Source organism: uncultured Arcticibacterium sp., from assembly GCF_964021845.1.
Lineage (GTDB): Bacteria > Bacteroidota > Bacteroidia > Cytophagales > Spirosomataceae > Arcticibacterium.
This window is the reverse complement of sequence record NZ_CAXHZC010000002.1, coordinates 143,432-162,065: the sequence shown is the minus strand read 5'-3', so window position 1 is coordinate 162,065 and position 18,634 is coordinate 143,432. Positions and strand designations below refer to the sequence as shown.

The 18,634-nt window shown below is 35.3% G+C and carries 21 protein-coding genes; 13 read left to right on the top strand and 8 right to left on the bottom strand.

Going from position 1 to position 18,634, the window contains the following annotated elements:
* Nucleotides 1-37: 37 nt before the first annotated feature.
* On the bottom strand, nucleotides 38-652 hold the full coding sequence (locus AADJ06_RS07400) for a porin family protein (protein WP_341225787.1): 615 nt from the start codon (nucleotides 650-652) through the stop codon (nucleotides 38-40).
* Nucleotides 653-677: 25 nt separating this feature from the next.
* Nucleotides 678-1,382 carry an OmpA family protein gene (locus tag AADJ06_RS07395; RefSeq protein ID WP_341225786.1) on the bottom strand — a complete coding sequence of 235 codons (705 nt, stop codon included), beginning with the start codon at nucleotides 1,380-1,382 and terminating at the stop codon, nucleotides 678-680.
* 270 nt (nucleotides 1,383-1,652) lie between these two features.
* Here AADJ06_RS07395 and AADJ06_RS07390 point away from each other — a divergent pair, with 270 nt between their 5' ends.
* The 4 genes from AADJ06_RS07390 to AADJ06_RS07375 all read left to right on the top strand — a co-directional run bounded on the left by AADJ06_RS07390 (nucleotide 1,653) and on the right by AADJ06_RS07375 (nucleotide 3,172).
* Nucleotides 1,653-1,829 carry a hypothetical protein gene (locus AADJ06_RS07390; RefSeq protein ID WP_341225785.1) on the top strand — a complete coding sequence of 59 codons (177 nt, stop codon included), beginning with the start codon at nucleotides 1,653-1,655 and terminating at the stop codon, nucleotides 1,827-1,829.
* A gap of 138 nt (nucleotides 1,830-1,967) precedes the next feature.
* The gene (locus AADJ06_RS07385; RefSeq protein WP_341225784.1) at nucleotides 1,968-2,255 is read left to right on the top strand and encodes a YtxH domain-containing protein; all 288 of its coding nucleotides are present in this window, start codon (nucleotides 1,968-1,970) and stop codon (nucleotides 2,253-2,255) included.
* Between the two features lie 94 nt (nucleotides 2,256-2,349).
* Complete coding sequence (locus AADJ06_RS07380; RefSeq protein WP_341225783.1) at nucleotides 2,350-2,694, top strand: hypothetical protein; 345 nt, start codon at nucleotides 2,350-2,352, stop codon at nucleotides 2,692-2,694.
* The gene (locus tag AADJ06_RS07375) at nucleotides 2,678-3,172 is read left to right on the top strand and encodes a hypothetical protein (RefSeq protein ID WP_341225782.1); all 495 of its coding nucleotides are present in this window, start codon (nucleotides 2,678-2,680) and stop codon (nucleotides 3,170-3,172) included. The genes AADJ06_RS07380 and AADJ06_RS07375 overlap by 17 nt, the downstream gene beginning before the upstream one ends.
* On the opposite strand, the gene AADJ06_RS07370 is transcribed toward AADJ06_RS07375, so the two are convergent.
* The gene (locus AADJ06_RS07370; protein WP_341225781.1) at nucleotides 3,169-4,527 is read right to left on the bottom strand and encodes a CHASE3 domain-containing protein; all 1,359 of its coding nucleotides are present in this window, start codon (nucleotides 4,525-4,527) and stop codon (nucleotides 3,169-3,171) included. The genes AADJ06_RS07375 and AADJ06_RS07370 overlap by 4 nt on opposite strands.
* A gap of 229 nt (nucleotides 4,528-4,756) precedes the next feature.
* On the opposite strand from AADJ06_RS07370, the gene rpoN reads away from it, so the two are divergent.
* The 6 genes from rpoN to AADJ06_RS07340 all read left to right on the top strand — a co-directional run bounded on the left by rpoN (nucleotide 4,757) and on the right by AADJ06_RS07340 (nucleotide 12,743).
* Nucleotides 4,757-6,208 (top strand): RNA polymerase factor sigma-54, encoded by a 1,452-nt coding sequence (gene rpoN / locus AADJ06_RS07365; protein WP_341225780.1) that lies wholly within the window; start codon nucleotides 4,757-4,759, stop codon nucleotides 6,206-6,208.
* Between the two features lie 99 nt (nucleotides 6,209-6,307).
* Nucleotides 6,308-7,801: a sigma-54 dependent transcriptional regulator gene (locus AADJ06_RS07360; protein WP_341225779.1), complete on the top strand. Its 1,494-nt coding sequence runs from the start codon at nucleotides 6,308-6,310 to the stop codon at nucleotides 7,799-7,801.
* Between the two features lie 29 nt (nucleotides 7,802-7,830).
* Complete coding sequence (locus AADJ06_RS07355) at nucleotides 7,831-9,276, top strand: ATP-binding protein (protein ID WP_341225778.1); 1,446 nt, start codon at nucleotides 7,831-7,833, stop codon at nucleotides 9,274-9,276.
* Between the two features lies 1 nt (nucleotide 9,277).
* Complete coding sequence (locus AADJ06_RS07350) at nucleotides 9,278-10,696, top strand: ATP-binding protein (RefSeq protein WP_341225777.1); 1,419 nt, start codon at nucleotides 9,278-9,280, stop codon at nucleotides 10,694-10,696.
* Between the two features lie 99 nt (nucleotides 10,697-10,795).
* Nucleotides 10,796-11,743, top strand: coding sequence for a YihY/virulence factor BrkB family protein (locus AADJ06_RS07345; protein WP_341225776.1), 948 nt, complete (start codon nucleotides 10,796-10,798; stop codon nucleotides 11,741-11,743).
* 4 nt (nucleotides 11,744-11,747) lie between these two features.
* The gene (locus tag AADJ06_RS07340) at nucleotides 11,748-12,743 is read left to right on the top strand and encodes a helix-turn-helix transcriptional regulator (RefSeq protein WP_341225775.1); all 996 of its coding nucleotides are present in this window, start codon (nucleotides 11,748-11,750) and stop codon (nucleotides 12,741-12,743) included.
* A gap of 192 nt (nucleotides 12,744-12,935) precedes the next feature.
* Here AADJ06_RS07340 and AADJ06_RS07335 read toward each other — a convergent pair whose 3' ends face one another.
* Nucleotides 12,936-13,403 (bottom strand): hypothetical protein, encoded by a 468-nt coding sequence (locus AADJ06_RS07335; RefSeq protein ID WP_341225774.1) that lies wholly within the window; start codon nucleotides 13,401-13,403, stop codon nucleotides 12,936-12,938.
* A 132-nt stretch (nucleotides 13,404-13,535) separates the two neighbouring features.
* A complete protein-coding gene (locus AADJ06_RS07330) occupies nucleotides 13,536-13,913 on the bottom strand; it encodes a response regulator (RefSeq protein ID WP_341225773.1) in 378 nt (125 codons plus the stop codon).
* 320 nt (nucleotides 13,914-14,233) lie between these two features.
* Between AADJ06_RS07330 and AADJ06_RS07325 the strand changes: the two genes are divergently transcribed.
* Both AADJ06_RS07325 and AADJ06_RS07320 read left to right on the top strand, forming a co-directional pair.
* Nucleotides 14,234-14,422, top strand: a complete 189-nt coding sequence (locus tag AADJ06_RS07325) for a hypothetical protein (RefSeq protein ID WP_341225772.1) — start codon at nucleotides 14,234-14,236, stop codon at nucleotides 14,420-14,422.
* Between the two features lie 78 nt (nucleotides 14,423-14,500).
* Nucleotides 14,501-15,370 carry an LEA type 2 family protein gene (locus AADJ06_RS07320; protein ID WP_341225771.1) on the top strand — a complete coding sequence of 290 codons (870 nt, stop codon included), beginning with the start codon at nucleotides 14,501-14,503 and terminating at the stop codon, nucleotides 15,368-15,370.
* Here the strand turns inward: AADJ06_RS07320 and AADJ06_RS07315 are convergent.
* From AADJ06_RS07315 to AADJ06_RS07305, 3 genes are read right to left on the bottom strand one after another with little or no spacing between them, the layout of a single operon-like run.
* Complete coding sequence (locus AADJ06_RS07315; RefSeq protein ID WP_341225770.1) at nucleotides 15,367-16,239, bottom strand: mechanosensitive ion channel family protein; 873 nt, start codon at nucleotides 16,237-16,239, stop codon at nucleotides 15,367-15,369. The genes AADJ06_RS07320 and AADJ06_RS07315 overlap by 4 nt on opposite strands.
* Before the next feature lie 11 nt (nucleotides 16,240-16,250).
* Nucleotides 16,251-17,339 carry an AI-2E family transporter gene (locus tag AADJ06_RS07310; RefSeq protein WP_341225769.1) on the bottom strand — a complete coding sequence of 363 codons (1,089 nt, stop codon included), beginning with the start codon at nucleotides 17,337-17,339 and terminating at the stop codon, nucleotides 16,251-16,253.
* Nucleotides 17,340-17,348: 9 nt separating this feature from the next.
* Nucleotides 17,349-17,699, bottom strand: a complete 351-nt coding sequence (locus tag AADJ06_RS07305) for a response regulator (RefSeq protein ID WP_341225768.1) — start codon at nucleotides 17,697-17,699, stop codon at nucleotides 17,349-17,351.
* A gap of 367 nt (nucleotides 17,700-18,066) precedes the next feature.
* On the opposite strand from AADJ06_RS07305, the gene AADJ06_RS07300 reads away from it, so the two are divergent.
* Nucleotides 18,067-18,609: a sigma-70 family RNA polymerase sigma factor gene (locus tag AADJ06_RS07300; protein ID WP_341225767.1), complete on the top strand. Its 543-nt coding sequence runs from the start codon at nucleotides 18,067-18,069 to the stop codon at nucleotides 18,607-18,609.
* Nucleotides 18,610-18,634 lie beyond the last annotated feature (25 nt).

The following is an 18,634-nucleotide window of genomic DNA, read 5'->3' as shown; positions in this document are numbered from 1 at the left end:
TTAAGTTTTAAAATTTGGTAATGATTCTAGTTTTTATTTAGAAAGCATACCCTAGAGTTAAGAACCATAGGTTCCCTTTTCCAGCAAACTGATTTTCGGTTTGCTGATTGTCGTAATCGATATTAAACACATCGTTTACGTTTCCTTCATATCGCATATCCAGTCTGATTCTTTTAATGTCAAATCCTACTCCTAATTGATATCCCAGAATGGCTTTTCTGAATTCGTCATCGTTATTTTGAATTCCTAAGTTTTCAAAGAATCCATCGTCTTTATTCACTAAGAAAGTAGCTACTGGTCCGGCTTGCACTCTTACCACATCACCTACCTTAACTCCTACCAAAACTGGTATATCGAAATAGGTTTGTTTGAAAGTTCGCTCTACACCTAAAAGACTTGTAGTTGTTCCTCCTTTTTGAGATATTATAAATTCTGGCTGTAAAAAGAATTTATCTCCAAACCTGGTATAAATACCACCAGTAAATCCTGTACTTCTGGTTTCGTCTGAGTTCCAAAACTCGCCATCGCTTCCACCTCCGTCTCCTCGAACTTGCGAGAGGTTTACACCTGCTCTGGCACCTATTTCAAACTGTGCCATACTTACACTGGTGAAGGCTACCATTGTGATTGTAATTGCTATTAACTTTTTCATTTTTATTGTTTTAGTTTACGTTTTGTTATTTACTCATTGCCATGTCATCGGCTTCTTTCTTTGCTTCTTTTTTCAGGCTGTTGTCTGCTACTATGGCTAGCTCTACTCTTCTGTTTTTCATTTGACCTATATCTGTATCGTTGTCAAATTCTGGGTTGTCTTCGCCAAAGCCCATCACTATAAACCTGTTTCTCTTTACTCCTTTCTGGGTCAAGTAACTAGCTACGGCTTGTGCTCTTTTTTCTGAAAGGGCTTCATTATAGCTGTCGGTTCCTACATTATCTGTGTGACCAGCCACCATGATTTCTGTGTTTTCATATTTATCTAGCGTGGCAGAAAGCTTTCGTAAGTTTTCTTTGGCCGCTGTTGATAATTGATAAGAGTCAAACCCAAAAAGAATTCCTGAACCCATGGTTACTTTAATACCTTCTTCAATTCTTTCTACTTCGGCGGCCGTTCCTAAATCTTCTTCAATTTCTTTGGCTTGCTTATCCATATACTTTCCAACTACCGCTCCAGCTACACCGCCAATGGCTGAGCCAACGATAGCGTAAACTGCTGGATTTTTCGATTTAGAACCAATGGCTGCTCCTGCTGCCGCTCCGCCTGTGGCTCCTACCACGGCACCCTTTTGTTCTTTTGTAAGTTTTTTAAACGTGTTACAGCTCGTAGTTAAAAGCGTAAATGCCATGCCTACTGCCAGTATCGATTTTAATTTTTGCTTTTTCATAATCTGTGTTGTTTGTCTATATCTCTTAAAAAACCTCGCCGTATATACATATATTTTAGTTAAATGCTTGTTTATAAGTATTTTGTGTAATTTTTGTTTTTCTTTCTACATACTTTCTGATGTTAATTTTCTACACTTTCACACCTTCTTTCAACACTTTTCAATGTTGTTCTATGTCATAGGCTTGAAACGCACTTTGTATATTATAAAGGAGTAGGTGGTGGCTTGGAACAATCCTTTAATATTTAGGAGTAAAAAAGAATTAAAAAGATGAATAAGAGTAACACAATGTTTTTGATAGCGGGAGTTTCAGGATTTATTGCTGGGGTGCTTTTTGCACCTAATAAAGGCTCTGTGAATAGGCTAAAGGCAAAAAAAGCCGCCAACAAGATTGCAAACAAAGCTTTATACGAGATAGAGCAACTGCAGCATGAGCTGGAAGGGTAGAAGGCTTGTAGTGTATAATTAAATACTCACCTGAGTAGTCAAATCTACAGTTATCACACTTTTAAGTAAGTCAGGGCAATGGAATTAAGTTTTAACTATTTGAAGTGTATTAATTATTAAACTAAAACAAAACAAATTATGAGTAGCGGAATAAAAACAGTATTAGGAATAGTAGGAGCAGCAGCGGTAGGAGCAGCAGTAGGAGTAGCATATGCACCAGACAAAGGTTCTAAAACTAGAAAGAAAATGAAGCGTAAAATAGAAGATGCTTCCGAAGAACTTCAGACTTATGCAGATAATGCCAAGCAAAAAACCGTGGAGACGGCATCGGAAGTTATAGATACAAGTAAGCAAAAAGTGAATTCTTTGGTAGATACGGTTTCATCAAAGATTGCTTCAAAGAAAAGCGACTTAAAGACCGCATAAGGAATTATTTTCCAGATGGAAGAAATTTTCAGGAAAGCCATCTTAAATAGGATGGCTTTCTTTATTTTAAAAAACTTAATAAACTGTTTCAAGAATGCCTGGTTTAAAAGAGAATTTAGAAGAATATATAGACCTCCAGAAAGAACGTCTGATTTTAAACGTTGCAGACAAATCCTCGGATGTTGTTTCCGCAATGGGCGTCAGATTGGCTTACATGATGTGTGCACTTTTTGCAGTAGTATTCTTAAGTTTATCTTTAGCCATGGGTATAAATTATATGGCTGATAGCCAGTTTTTAGGGTTTGTAATAGTGGCCTTTATTTACGCATTTTTATCTTTTTTACTTTTTAAGAATGGAGAGAAATGGTTCGGTAAAATAATAGCCAGAGAGATGTTAGACATAATTTATAAAGAGGAAGACAATGAGAAAATTCAATAAATTCAAAGGGTCAAGGGCAAGAAGAACCGAGATAGAGGAGCGTATTAAAGCGGTAGAGGCTGAACTTATGCTAACTAAGTCTGACATTTTAGGAAACCTTTTGCCGCTTGGTATTTTAAAAAAAGTGGGTAAAAATATTAAGCCCATGCCCATGAAAGTAGGAGCACAGTTATTAGCCACAAGGTTAGTTTCTAACAGTCATCCTTTGGTAAAAGTAGCTACACCATTTGTGGCCAATAGTCTATTTCAATCAGCCATGGAAACCGAAAACCAAAAAGTAATTTTGAACAAAGCACATCGTTTTTTCTCTTGGCTAGCCGCCAAAACTAAATTATCGCTGAGGGAAGAGCAAATTCTTCTTTCCGCCGAGATTAAAGATATAAGTTTTTCAAAATCTTATCCTTTTAAAAAGTCAAAGACCATAAATTTGGAAGAGGTAGAAACTACAATAGACGCCGATAGGGTAAGTCTTTACTAAGGTTGAATAGGAAACAAGCATATAATCTTAGTACCAACACCAGGAGTGCTCTCCGCACTAATCTCCCCTAGATGGCTTTCCATGATTTTCTGGCAGGCGTTTAGCCCAAAGCTCTTTTTAGAAGAATTATGGTGCAACTTTAAGTCATTAAACAATTCGAAAACATTTTCGGCATACTTTGGGTCAAAACCATGACCATTATCAGTTATAGTAATTCTATGGAATTCGTTCTTTAAAGTGTCATAAGTCAAATCAATAGAAAGAATAGGCTCATTTTCCTTTCTAAATTTAATAGCATTTGAAATGATATTTCTAAAAAGCATTTCCACTCTTTTAGGATAAAGCGGTAATTCAGGAGTTTCTTGGGCACTGTACTCTATATTTACTTCAGCTTCATTTAATATTTTTAACTGTGAAGCTATTTCTGAGAAGATATCCGATGGTCGCACTTTTACTAACTCATGCTCTTCTTCGTTAAGTTGTGCATGGTTCATTAATCGCTTTGCTAAATCAATAGCATTCCTAGAGGAAGCGTCAATCTTATTCAGATACTTTTCTAACTTTTCTTTATCATTATTAATTAAAGCTTCATTCGATAAATCTGCAAAAATGCTGATTTTCCGGAGTGGCTCTTGCAAATCGTGTGATGTTACATAAGCATAATGCTGTAACTCTTCATTTGACTTGGTGACTCGCTGTACCAACCTTCTTTTATGTAAGAGTAAATTTACTTTTTCATTCAGAACGGTTTTAAGCTTGAAATAAGTAAAAGCTATCACCGAGATAGATAGAAAAGCCACAAGCGTAAAAATTAAAGGAATTTTCTCTTCCCCATCTATTTGATTTGCCACCCGAGTTTTCATGAGTTGGCTTTCAAGAGCGTTCATGTTTTTTATTTCCTCAATAAACTTTTCTGAGTCGTTACTAGAAGCTATAATATGCTTTCTAATAAGTTTTGCAGAAAAGAAAGCTTTTTCCATAAGCGTGAGCTCTTCGTTTAGTGAAGCTATTCTTATGTCTAAGTTTTTTCTAAGGCTTTTAAGGTTTTCTAGTTGTATAGGATTATAGGCTACTAAACTATCTAGCTCATTTGTCAGCTTATTTAATGTATTTTTTCGGTTATTATATTTCGATAAATATGCTCTATCTTCGGAAAGGAGGTAAGACCTTTGACTAGCAAGCATAGACCTAAATTCACTTTCGATGTCCAAAATTTTATTCTGAACTTCATAACTATGGTCTACCAGATTATTTGATCTATCATATCTGTGGTAGAAATTATAGATCATAAAGATGCCCGCTCCCAAGAAAACGAAGGATGATAAGAATAGAAAATCGATGGATCTGGATTTCATGAAGGTGTAGAAAAGGTCCGTATACTTGTAGAAATTATTATACACATTTCTACAGGTTCGTTTTTTTAGGTTAAGCTGGTGTTGGCAGCATATTTTTTTAATTTAAAGTTAAGTTGCTGATAATAAGTAATTAAGTTTATTATCCTATCATTAATATACTAAAGTACGATTTATGGATTGTAAATTGAATAAGTGAATATGACAATTAACCATTTAAACGCTATCACTCATGCAAGGAAACGCTCAGATTCAAACTGCTAAGCAGAGTCAAAAAGTCAATACGCAGCAGATTCAGTTTCTAAATTTCTTGTTTCTTAACCAGCAAGAATTGGACAGGCATATTAATCAAGAAATGCTTGAAAATCCTTTTTTGGAGGTTGAAAAAGAGGGTAGCACTTCTGACGAGCAAGGAGACCACAGAGAGGTAGATGATTCACTTTCTGGTGAAATGAGAATGGATGAGGTTTACAGCAGAGATGACCTTGAAAATGACATGCCCAACTATAAACTTAACAGCTCATCTTCTGCAGATGGAACAGACTGGAAAGACCTTCAAATGGAGCGTTTCACTGAAACTGAAGATGTAAGAGACCTTATGGTGGATCAGTTGAAGTATCTAAAGCTTTCTGAAACTGAGTTTGAAATTGCTCATTTCTTAGTGAACTCTACCAATGAACGAGGCTTTTTAGAAGGAGATTTGTCAAGTTTGACTGATAATTTAGGTTTTGCCACTGGGCAGTTTTATGATGAAACTGAAATAGAAAAGGTAAAGAAGATAGTTAATAACTGTGAGCCGGTGGGCTACGCATGTTTTAATGTTGAAGATTATATAAGAACTTTAATAACTTTAAGTACAGAGATTGATTCTGAAATAAAAGAAGCAGCTCTTAAGATTTTTGAGAATGGATTAGAAGAGTTTAGTCAACTTAAGGCAGGGAATTTAGCCGACAGTCATGGCTTAGAGGAAGATGTGCTTGACGAAGTTTTGGAATTTATAGCAAAGATAAAGCCGTATCCTACTAAAGGTTTTGGTGATAGCTGGCAGGCAGAAAATACTAATATTATTCCTGATTATCAGATTAGCTTGGTTAATGATAAATTGAAGGGAGAAATATTGAGCAGCAGCTCTTATAGCTTTAACGTAAATGAAGAATACGCATCTAGCATGAAAAATACTGCTAGAAATGGAACCAATAGCTATATCAGTAGCAAATTGAAATCCGCGTATTGGTTAATAGATGCTATTCAGCAGCGTGAAAATACCATGACCAAGGTAATAGAGGCTATTGTTTATTTGCAGGGTAGCTATCTTATAAGTGGTGAAAATAAAGACCTAAGGCCCATGATTCTTAAAGATGTGGCTGAGTATATAGATATGACTATTTCTACAGTAAGTAGAGTTACCAGTAATAAATATGCTAGAACGCCAATAGGACTAATTAACCTTAAAGACCTGTTTACAGAAGCCATAGAATTAGACAATGGTGAAAGAAAAAGCAATAGAGAAGTGCAAGATATGGTGGTGAAACTGGTAGAAGAAGAAGACAAGAACAAACCACTTAGTGACTTTGATTTAAGAAACGCTTTGAAACTAGAAGGCATAAGCCTTACCCGAAGAACAATTACTAAGTATAGAATGGCAGCTAATATTCCTTCTTCCAAAGAAAGAAAATTGGCTTAGATTTAAACCGTACTGGATTAAATATCGAACCTTTCATTAGGGGAATAACCACAAATATTTTATCTATACGCAATATTAAATGGTAATAGCATTAAGAATATGAAGAAAATACTGGTCATTGATGACGATAAAGACGTCCGTCTTTTGTTAGATAGATTTTTAAAAAGGCAGGATTACATAGTAAGTACCGCTTCCTCAGGGAAAGAAGGCTTGGAGATGCTGTCTAAAGATGTGCCAGATCTTATTCTTACTGACTTTAAATTAGGTGATATTAATGGGGGCGACCTCCTTAAAAAGGTAAAGGAAAAACACGCGGCACTGCCAGTAATTATCATTACAGGTTATTCAGATATCAAAGTAGCCATTAATGTAATGAAGAATGGTGCATTTGACTATGTCACCAAACCACTTTTTCCAGAAGAGATTTTAAACATCATCAAAAAGGCATTGGCCTCTGTAGATGGCGAAGTTGTCAGTGAAAGTGGTGTGGATGAAGAAAGTTCGGCAGAAAACAAGAAAGCTGTTAAAGCCGCCCCTAAAAAGAAAAAAAGAAAGACGGGGAATATATTTGGGACAAGTCAGGCCAGTAAAAACTTACTTAATCAAATAAGTTTAGTAGCACCTACAGACTTTAGTGTAATAATTTATGGTGAAAGTGGGGCAGGGAAAGAAGCAGTGGCTCGTGAAATACATAATAAAAGTGAGCGTGCAGGAAAAGCTTTCATAGCTATGGACTGCGGTGCCATCAGTTCTGAATTAGCAGGAAGTGAGCTTTTTGGGCATGAAAAAGGTTCTTTTACAGGAGCTATTACGCAGAAAATAGGGCATTTTGAACTTGCGAATGGAGGTACCCTTTTCTTAGATGAGGTAGCTAACCTTTCTTATGATGTGCAGGTTTCACTGCTTCGTGTGGTGCAAGAAAGAAAACTGAAACGAATAGGAGGAAATAATGAAATCTCTATTGATGTAAGAATCATAGTAGCCAGTAATGAACGCCTATTGGCAGCTGCTAAAAAAGGGAAGTTTCGAGAAGATCTTTATTACAGGTTTAATGAATTTGAAATTAGTGTGCCTGCTTTGCGTCATAGAGATAAAGACATCATGATGTTTGCGGAATACATGCTGGATGGAGTGAATGACGAGCTAAATAAAGATATTATTGGTTTTGATAATGGCGTGGTGGATGTGTTTAAAGCCTACCCATGGCATGGCAATATTCGTGAGCTGAAAAATGTGGTTAGAAGGGCAGCTTTGCTCTGTCAAGAAAATGAAATTACGGTAGAAAACCTGCCCTATGAATTAGTGAATCATAACCACATTCATTTCGCAGAATCTGAAAATGAATTAGAAGAAGCTAGACCAATAGCAGCACCTGCACCAGGGCAAAGTACTAGCGAAATTATGGCGGATTTAATAAAACCTACGCATCACTCTCGTATTCCTCATGATTTAAAAGAGGCAGCTAAAGAGGCCGAAGCGGAGCTTATTGTCAGGACCTTAAAAGAAGTGAATTTTAATAAAAGTAAGGCGGCTAGGGTTCTTAAGATTGACAGAAAAACACTTTACAACAAAATAAAATATTACAATTTGTGAGCATCTTTAAGCACATACATCCCCAGGGTATGACTTTAGTGCCAAATGCTGAGATTTACGATGAGCTAAGAGAGTTTATTCTTATACTGAGTCAGAAAGAAGTACTTTATCTTAATAAAAGTATAAAATCCTATCTAGGAGCACTAACCTCAGAAGTACAGGAAAGTTTAGTAGTAAATATTGTTAGATTAAGAGGTGGTGAAGATTCTGAACGAGACTTTTTAAAAGGTTTGCCCTTTGAAGAGGTTATGATAAGAACTATTAAGCTGACTGATGGCTCTGAGGCTGACCTAATCCTTTTAAATACTTCAAAACAGATAACCATAGATGCAGAATATTTCCATTATAAGCTTTTATTAACCGCTGAAGAAGAATTAGGTTTCGGCTGCTGGAATAATAATCTGAAAGATGATATTATTTTTTGGTCAGATGGAATGGCCAGAATTTTCGGATATAAAGATGCTTCAGAAGTAAAAGGACAAAATAATTGGGAGGGTTTTGTGGCTCATGTTTCCAGAGAATATAAAGATGCTGTAAACAGAAGGATTCAAGAAAAAATTAGCAATGGAATTGATGGGGAATCCAAACAGACAGAACTACGAATTGTCAAAATAGATGGAACCAAACGTTTAGTTTCGCTTAAGACACATTATATTGAAAGAGGAGATGACGGTGAGGTGCTAAGTTTATATGGTACTATCAAAGACATCACAGACATAAGAAATAAGGAAAAAATTATTAAACAGCAGCTTGCTGAGCTTAATAAATCAAATGATGCTCTTACCCAATTTGCCTACACTGCTTCTCATGATTTACAAGAGCCTCTCCGGAAAATAGAAGCGTATGGGAATAGGCTTAAAAATAGTTTAGGAGAAGATTTGCCAGAAAACTCGGAAAGATATTTAGGTAAATTGATTTCTTCAACACTCAGAATGAGCAATTTGATTGAAGATATTTTAACGCTTTCTAGGTTAAACGCTATCAATGTAAAAGCTGAAAAAGTAAACCTTAATGAGGTTATAGGAGGTATTTTAGCTGATTATGAGGAGTCAATTAAGGAAACCGAGGCGGAGATAACTTTTGATTTGCCAACTATTTTAGGTTTGAAATCTCAGTTTCACCAACTTTTTCAAAACCTGATTGGCAATGCCATTAAATTCAAACATCCAGAAAGGGTTCCTAAAATAGATATTAGTTTTACCAAAATAAAAAAGAAGGAAAAGCAAAGTTTAAAACTTGACCCTGATAAAAAGTACTATTGTATTAAAGTAGCTGATAATGGAATAGGTTTTGACCAAAAATTTGAAACGAGCATTTACACGCCTTTCAAAAGACTAGTTGGTAGAACTGAGTTCTCTGGCACGGGCATAGGCTTGGCCATCTCTAAAAAAGTGGTAGATAATCACGACGGTTTTATTAGAGCCGAATCTCAAGAAGGTGAAGGCACCAGTTTCTATTTATACTTCCCTATTTAAAATGATAATGACTCAAATTAACCTTTTACTAGTTGAAGATGACGAGGAAGACTTCGAACTCTTTGAAGATACCTTGCTAGAAATTCCCACCTATAAATTTAATATTACGTGGGCTCCTACGTATAAAAAAGCATTAGAACTTATTGATTCGGGTACCTATGATTTGTTTGTGGTAGATTACCTTTTAGGAGCATATTCAGGATTGGAGCTCTGTGAGCAAATCAAAAAGGATGGTAATTATTTACCGGTGATCCTTTTAACAGGTAAAGGCGATACCGAAATTGACCGTAAGGCTTCCGACCTTGGAGTGAATGATTTTTTGGTAAAAAGCACCATGACTTCCACAGATTTGGAGCGAAGCATAAGGTATTCTCTAAAGCAATCTGAGATTCTTTCTGCCTTACGCATAAGCGAGTCAAAATATAAATCGGTTTTACGTCAATCAGAAGATATTCTTTTTATCTCAGAGAAATCGGGTAAAATTTTGTCAGTGAGTAATTCACTCTATAATATTACTGGTTTTAGAGGAGCAGATTTGTCTGAAATGGGGATTTTTAACCTTATAGCTGATGCTGAGGTAAGAAATTCCTTTTTAAGGAAGATTGCTGTCAAACAGAATATAGTCAAACAAAAAGTAGATATAAAATGTAAAAACGGGGAGCTTAAATCCACCATTTTTACCTGTAATTATCAGGAAGGTTTTACTGAGCCCGATTTTGTACATGGTGTTATTATTGACAAAACAGACGAAATAAAAGCTCAGAAAACCGCTTTGGTTTACGAAAAACTAGAGTCTACAGCTAGGTTCATGCGTACTTTGGCTCATGAAGTAAGAAATCCACTTTCTAATATTTCACTTGCTATAGAAGGTATGGAAGCAGAAGAAGAGGAGGTTTCTCCATACTTATCTATCATAAAAAGAAACTCAACCCGAATAGACAGTATTATAACAAAGGTGCTTAACAGTGCACAAATTGAGGAAAAGAAATTTGTCCCTTTGGATATTATTGGGCTTGTTAGCAATGTAATTGAGACTATTAAAGACAAAGCCAAATTGAAGGGAATTGAACTTTCGGTCAATCTTCCTGCTGAACCTTTATTAGTAAACCTAAATGAAGAGCAGCTTTCTTTAGCTATCTCAAACTTACTAGTAAATGCAGTAGAGGCAATTGATAATAATGAAGACGGTCTTATTAAAGTACTTTTAGAAGGAAACACGCTGGTGATATCAGATAACGGACCAGGTATTTCGAAAGACGATCAAAGTTTGATTTTTGAACCATATTTCACCAAGAAGAACAATGGGATAGGTTTAGGTTTGGCTAGTAGTTTAAGCATTTTTAAGGCTCATAAGATTGACCTGGAACTAATTTCTAATTTAGGAGCTGGGGCTACTTTTGTACTTAAACTTCCAGTGTAGGTTTTAGTGAGACTGTAGAGCTAATTACACACTTTTTTGCTTTTTTAAAGTAGAAACCTGGGTGCTTAGATAAGGAACAATAATCTAAGTAGCTAGCGTATGGCAATAAACATTAACTTCTCACATATTTACAAGGCTCTTAAAAAGAGTGTCTTGAATTTTGGGGATTATAAAATCCCGAAAAAGAGTGCCTCACTGGCATACTATACCACCTTTGCTTTAGCACCCATTTTCTATTTTATCTTGACGGCAGGTAGCCTGATATGGACAGATGAGATTTTAAATGGACAAATTTTCACCAAACTACAGGAGTTTGTAGGTTTAGAAATAGCCGATACGCTTCAAGGAATTTTAAGCAGAACCTCCATTGAGGGTAAATCAGGTTTGGCGTCTGCCATTAGTTTGGTAACGCTACTGGTGGCTGCCACAGGGGTTTTTGTGGAGATGCAAGATTCTATAAACGAGATTTGGGAAGTAGAGGTTAAAGAGTCTTCAGGTGTGCTGTCTTTTTTGAAGGACCGTCTAATGAGTTTTTCAATTATTGTAGGATTAGGCTTTTTATTGCTGGTTTCTATGCTAATAAACTCAGCTATTGATGTGCTACACGATAGTATAGAGCAAAATATCAGTCAGCTATCCATGTTAATAACCGGGATAATTAATTATACGGTTTTAATAGCACTTATTAGCACACTGTTTTTTTTGATATTTACTGTTTTACCTGATGTCAAGTTTAGTTTGAAAACCTCTATTACTGGAGCATTACTGACTACCATTCTCTTTTTAATTGGGAGGTATTTTATTGGTTTGTATTTGGCCAACTCTGAGCTGAATTCAGTCTTTGGTGCTGGTGGAACCGTAGTAATATTATTAACCTGGGTTTATTATACATCCATGATATTGTATTTCGGAGCTGCTTACACCAAAAATTTAGCATTAATATCAAAGGAAACAGTCCGATCTGAGAAGTTTGCCAATTTCGTTGAAAAAAAAACTAAAGTCATATCCGACAAAGCCATGAATAAAGATATTGGCAAAGAATCATAAAATTATGTACACTTTTCATTATTTCAATAAAGAGCCAATATTGAGTTCAGAGGAAGATAGTGCTCTGACTTGTAATCTATTGACCGACTGCGATATTTTCAAAATAGAAGTTTCATCGGAAAGTATGGACGGCAGTTTTACGTATTCCAAAACTGCGGATAATATCTATTATTTGTTTATGGATTTACAGGTGCATGAAGATGTTAACATATGTTTTAAAGGCGATGCTTCCAGAAAAGGAATGTGTTTGTTTTATAATATAGGAGACTGCCTAAGCTTACAGATATTAGATAAAAAACATGCTTTATCCTCTGAGAACTTATACATAGGCATGTCAAAGTCATCGGATAATTTGAACTTCGCTATTTCAGAGAACACAGGTGTAAAGTTGATTTTAATTCAAACCGATTTTGTGGAGTTAGTAGAGGAAAATTTCTGTGTGAATGCAAGTTTGCCAACAAATATTAGCAAAGCCAAAGGTGGTTTTTATGATAAATTTGTTCAAAAGAAAGCATTAAATGGTCAAATGAGAGGCCTGATAAACAAGTGTTTGACAAATAGTCAAGAAGGTTTAGAAAGAAAAATGAATCTTGAAGCTCACTGTAAAGAACTAACAGCTCTGGCCATTGGTACCATAGGGAAGTATAAAACTACCTATGATAATACTGCAGCAGTGCTAACTAATAAAGAACGTGAAGCTATACACGCCGTTGCCAAAATTTTAGAAGAGAAATATAGTAATCCACCTTTACAAACAGAATTGGCTAGGGAAGTGGGTTTGAACCTTAATAAAATGACGAGTGGTTTTAAATTGATTTATGGGCAAACTATTAATAAATATCTTTTAAAAGTTAGGATGTCAAAAGCTAAAAGCCTGCTGGTGATAGATAATGATTTTACAGTAGGAGAGGTGGCAGAAGCCGTAGGTTTTAGTCATGCCAGTTATTTTATTAAGAAATTTAAAGAATCTTATGGCGAAACCCCCGGGGTTTTTGTTTAATACAAATAAACTATTCTTAGGGATAATAGTGCTATCAGTTAGGCCTAAAAATATCGCAATTTTGTAATGCTTTCGGACGATTGGAGTAGTGTCTTTCCTCTGAAAGTACTATGATGCCACAGTGGAAGGTTTCATAATATTTCTTTTTTTGTTGGTTAATGCGGAAGCTCTTCAGCCGGGCTTCCGTATTTTTTATGCTCGAGCTATAATGTTATTCATGTATTGCTCGTTTTGCAAGCTTACTTTTAAACAATCTAGGCAGCCCTTTACATCATCTTTGATATTTTTAAGGTGTTTCATTTCTGTTCTTACCAAAAGCTCCTCAAAGTTTTTTATAAACCAGGTATCGCCAAGCTGTAACGAAAGGCAAACAGTAGTTACTATAGAAGTGCTTTTTGCCATGGCGTAATAAAAGCTACATTTTAATGGAGGTCGCTCTACTTTAATTAATTCTTTAACATTTTTAGAAATGTCGTCTAGTCTGGCCGACATTCTAGAGATGGAACTTTCGCTATCTTTTATATAGGAGCTAAAAAGGACTTTGTCTTCGTTTGTGAAATTTTGAAGTTGAGATGCATGCTGGTAGGCTTCTTTACGAAGCAGCATGGTGTAATAGAAGTCTGACAAATTTTCGAATACTATTTTTACTGGGCTGTTCATATTTTGGATTGTTTTTTTGATGGAAAAGTCAAAAAGCTTATTCCATGTTTTCCAAGACACTTTTATCCCTAAATGAGTCAACCTTTCCTCCGAATGAGGAAGAGGATTTCTACAGAAAAAAAATACTGAGCTTTACTTAGCTTTCAGAAGGTTTCTGATAGACTCCACTAACACCTTAAAGTTTACCGGTTTTACCAAATAGTTGTGAGCTCCCAAAGCCATTGTTTCTTTAATGTCTTTTTCATTAGAGCTTGTAGAGTATATAATTACTTTACTCAAGGCCGTTATGCTATCATTTACAAACATTTGAAGACACTCCAAACCATTTATTTTAGGCATGTTAAGGTCCAAGAAAATGTAGTCAGGCTTGTCTGAGCTTGTTTTTATTTGATTAATCACGGAGTCTGCATCGCTAAAACACAGTAAGCGTGCCTTAACACCAGAATCGTATAAAGCCATGTCGAAAATCTCTTGATCTTCTTGATCGTCGTCTACTAGATATATCAGCATTACACCAAATATTATTAATTACGTAAGATATAAAACTGCAATCGCTCGGAGTAGTGTGGAACAAAAATAAGTAAAAACCTGATATAAATTCTGTTCTTCATTTATACTACGGTCTTTTTTTATCTTTTTAGCAAGCATATAGTGGAGTCAGAAGTAAGAAGGTTTTAAAATCATTAGGTTTTAGTAATCCTGTGGAAATGGGGGTGTTAGCTACGCATAATACAGCGATTGGTGACTTTTTTCTACACTTTTCTACAGTATTACCCCAAAAAAGTATCGGAATTTGGTTTTTATATAGACAAGTATAAAACACGAATACAATGGAAACAATAATAGTTTTATTAGTAGTAGGTTTAGTATCAATATTGGCATTCATTTTAGTGAAAAACTCACTTGCTAATGATACAAAGAGTGATAAGGCTCAGCATTTTGGCAGAGGTCTTAACAGAGAAGAAATTAAAGAGAAGTTTCGTCACCTTAACAGTGTGTCTTCTCAGATTAGAATATAAATAGTGGTTTAGGGTTAATTAATAAAAATGGGAGAGCTTTCTCTCATTTTTTTTTACACGAGTATTACATTTAAAATCATGAAAAGACTATACATTATATTGATTGCGGCGTTTATAGTATTTGCCGCTTTTTGGGGTTTATATAAGTTTAGCGGCGTGTTTACACCAAAAATGACACTATCCGTGCTTCAAATAAATAGGGTAGGGGCTGATGAAGCCACACTACAGGTTAGGGTAGATTTAAAAAACAGGTCACCACTTTCTGTCAGTTTTAAAGATGTCAATTTTAGAATAAAAGCAAACGCTGAAACTTTGGTAGAAACGGATACCGTTATTCCTGTTGACATGAAAGCTTTCAAAACTACCAGTTTTACTGTGCCAATAACCCTAAAGCTTTCTGAAATTAAAGCTTTAAATTATCAGAAAACACTAGAGAAGCAAGATAGTTGTATGTACAGCTTTATGCTAGAGGTGGTGAACGAACCTGGCTTTTTTCTGCCTGATACTCTTTTCATTGAAAAAGAAGAAAAGTTGCCGCTTTATCATCTTCCAGAGGTAGAGTTGGCAAATATGGAAGCTGTAGAGCTTTTGGGCTCAGAAGGGCCAAGGTATAATTTGACACTGCTTATAAAAAATAAAAATAAGATACCGCTAGTTATTAAAAACCCTAGATACGCTGTGACTTTTGAAGGCAAAGATGTTCTGATTGAAGGTACTTATCCTGAAGATTTAGTAGTAAAGGAAGCGTCTAGTAAAACTTTTAATTTAATGGTGCAGATGGACAGAGAAACAATAATAAAACATGCTAGTAAACTGATTTTTAGAAAGGAAGAGCTAGATGTTAACCTTATTTTTAAAGGAAATTTAGAAACCAATAGTACCTATATAGATGGATGTAATTTGGTAGTTAAGGTGAAAGGAAATCTTAAAGAGTTAATGAAGAATTAAGAACTAGTCTTAAAAACAGAAATACCCTTATCATAATTTTTAAGTTCTATAATATCACCTGGCATATTAATATTATTAGCTTTTAATGCCTCAAAAACTCTCGTTATAGCCTGCGTTTGAACCTCAATACCTGAGAACTTACTGTCAAACGTGTCAAGCCAATACTGTACAGTGATGGTGATGGAACTAGTACCTAGATTTGCAATCATGTTAATCGGAGGTTTTTCTTCACTTATAACCCCAGGTACTTTTTCCATGGTTTTTTGAATAATGTTTCTGGCCTGAGCTATATCACTGCCATAATCTATTCCTACATTAAATTGGTTTCTCAGAAAACCATCAATGGTGTAATTATATAAGGGGTTTTTAAGAATTTGACCATTAGGTATAAAAACATCTTTTCCGTCAAAAGTCTTGATTTGAGTATCTCTAATATTCATTTCTTGTATGGTTCCGGTTACACCAGAAACCTCAATAATATCGCCTACTCTGAATGGTCTTTTGAACGCCATCACTATTCCTGCCAAAAAGTTTTCTCCTATATCTTTAAAAGCAAAACCAATAACAAAAGTTGAAATTCCGGCAGCGGCCAAAATGCTCCCAGCTAGACCTTCTAAACCTACTACGTAAAGAAAAAACAGCGTAAGTACTATTATGTTTACCACTCTAAGTACTTCGTCAAAAAAATCGACAATGAGAAGGTCTTCTGCTCTTTTAGCAAATAGTACAGCCCCTTTTTGTCTAATAAATCTAAGTAAGAAACCTGCCAAAAAGGTGAGCAATAAAGCAAGACCAATTCTAGGAAGGGTGCTAATGACAGATTGATAAAATGAAGTGAGTTGTTCTTGAATTTCAGTAATCTCGTTCATCAAAAATGATTTTAAGCTTGGCTCGTTTTTATTTCTTGAATACTTGGTTGTTTCTCGCCAGCGGCTGGAAAAGATGTCATTAAAAGCCAAATAGGGTTCAAAGTTTCTACGTGTCTACATACTTCCTTAAATATTGCAGCTATAGGTATAGCCACTATTAATCCTGCAAGTCCCCAAATTTTACTGAAAATAAGTAAGAAAACTAGAACTACAAAAGGATTGATTCTAATCTGGTTTCCTACCACATTAGGGGTTATAAAATTACCTTCTAAAAACTGAACGAAGGTCATCCAACCTACTACCCCCATCGCATTTAATGCACTATCATGATTTACTAAGGCCATTAATGCAGGAAGTAAAGAGCCCACTATTACACCCACGTAAGGTATTACACTTAAAAGGGCCGCCAGCACACCGTAAAAAATGGCGTCTTCTACACCTAAGAATAATAGGCCAACAGAATTTAATACAGCTAGAATTCCCACTACTTTAGCAAAACCCGTAAAGTAGGATTGTAACACTTTTTTTGAACTTTTGATCATGGCTCTAAAATCTAGCTTATTGAAGGGTGCTACTATTTTAGATAAGGCTCCCAGAAAAAACTTAGAATAGCTTAAAAAAAAGAACATGTAAATGGGCACCAATAGGATATTGATAATAATATCAAGAGAGGTGTTAAGGGAGCTTGAGCTATTTTCAAAAATGGTTTTTATATATTCCTCTGTGGTGACCTGCCTTTTGTAAACATTGACCAGTCTTTTACCCATCTTAGACTCATTAAGCTCCGAAATGATAATGTTATTGTAATGACTCATCTTGTTCATAATCTTTTCTTGGTTTTCAGAAATATTACCAAGTTGATTAATGAAAAGGTAGCCAAGTGAGCAGAAAACAGTGAGAACCACAAAGATTCCAATTATGCTTGAAAGACTTTTATTTATTCCCTTTGAAGTGATAAAGGTTACGATGGGTTGTACTGCAACAGACAATAATATAGCTATAACAATGGGCACTAATATCGATTTAAGGTAAATCAACACTATGACTAATAGCGTACAAAGTATCAATACCGAGGGTAAGTCTCTAAGTTTTAGTTTCATGTGAAAATTTTACAGCGAATTAGGGTGGATTAGTTGACTAATATGGCTCAACTTAAAAGGTTTTGGTACAAAAAAATCAGCTCCTTTGTTTAATGCTTTTGACTGGAGTGAGGTCATAGCCGAAATCATGATGACTTGAGTTTCTGGGAAATTGGATTTGATGTTGTCAATTTTATTAATGCCCAAGCCATCTGGTAGATTATTGTCTAAAATGACAGTGTCGGGAGTATTTTTTTGAATAGCAGTCAAACCTTCAGTAAGGTTCATGGCATAATTTACAGTAAAGTTATTTTTCTGCAGGTATGCTTTTAGTAAAAGGCATATATCTTCTTCGTCATCTATTATAAGTACTTTTTTCATAATTCGAGTTTTTCATAAGCGGGTGTTTCATAGAAACTATCCCTTCGGAAGTGCTATTAACCTTTCCTTTCAGCTCAGAGGAGCCGGATTTGAGGTTGCATGCCAAAATATTAAAGAATCGTTCCTGTGGAAAAAGAGGTTTAGGAGCTGTATGATTTTATTAAGAAGTGAGGAATTGAACAGGCTACTTTTTATCAATGTGTGTAAAGTGTAGAATTTAGTATACAGATATACAGGTGAAAAGTCATTTTGTTTAATGGAATCTTATTTTATTAGAACAAGTGTGTCAAAAAAGTGTTGACTTGAAATCGCATTTCATTGCATCGCCTTTAACATGTACCTAAAATCTAAATAAAACCTCATCAAAATGAAGTATTCAGAAAAAGAACTAGTCCTGGCTTTAATAGACAACAGCCCCCAAGCCTACACTTATTTGTATTCCAATTATTCTAATTCACTTCAAATAATAATTAGTAGGATAGTTAAAGATTCGGAACATGTTTCTGATTTACTTCAGGATGTTTTTATAAAAGTTTTTGGTAAAATAAAAAACTACAATGCCGTCAAAGGGTCTCTCTATACCTGGATGGCTCAAATAGCAAGAAATACCGCAATTGACTTTTACAGAAAACATTCAAAGAACGCTTTTTTCACTTTGGATACGGAGCATCATGGAAACGATGCTAAGACATGGGTTTTTCAAAATCATGATGTTGCAGACATAGGAGAGCATATAGATAAACTTATGCCTGAGAGGAAAGTGATGATTGAAATGGTTTACTTAGAAGGTTTTACTTATAAAGAGGCTGCGGAAGAAATGGAGATTCCTATTGGAACTGCAAAGTCAAGAGCGAGAAGGGCATTGAGGTCTTTGAAGAATGTTTATGATTATAGAGCAAAGGTGGCGTAATGAATGTTCTGGCTACAATTGGAGC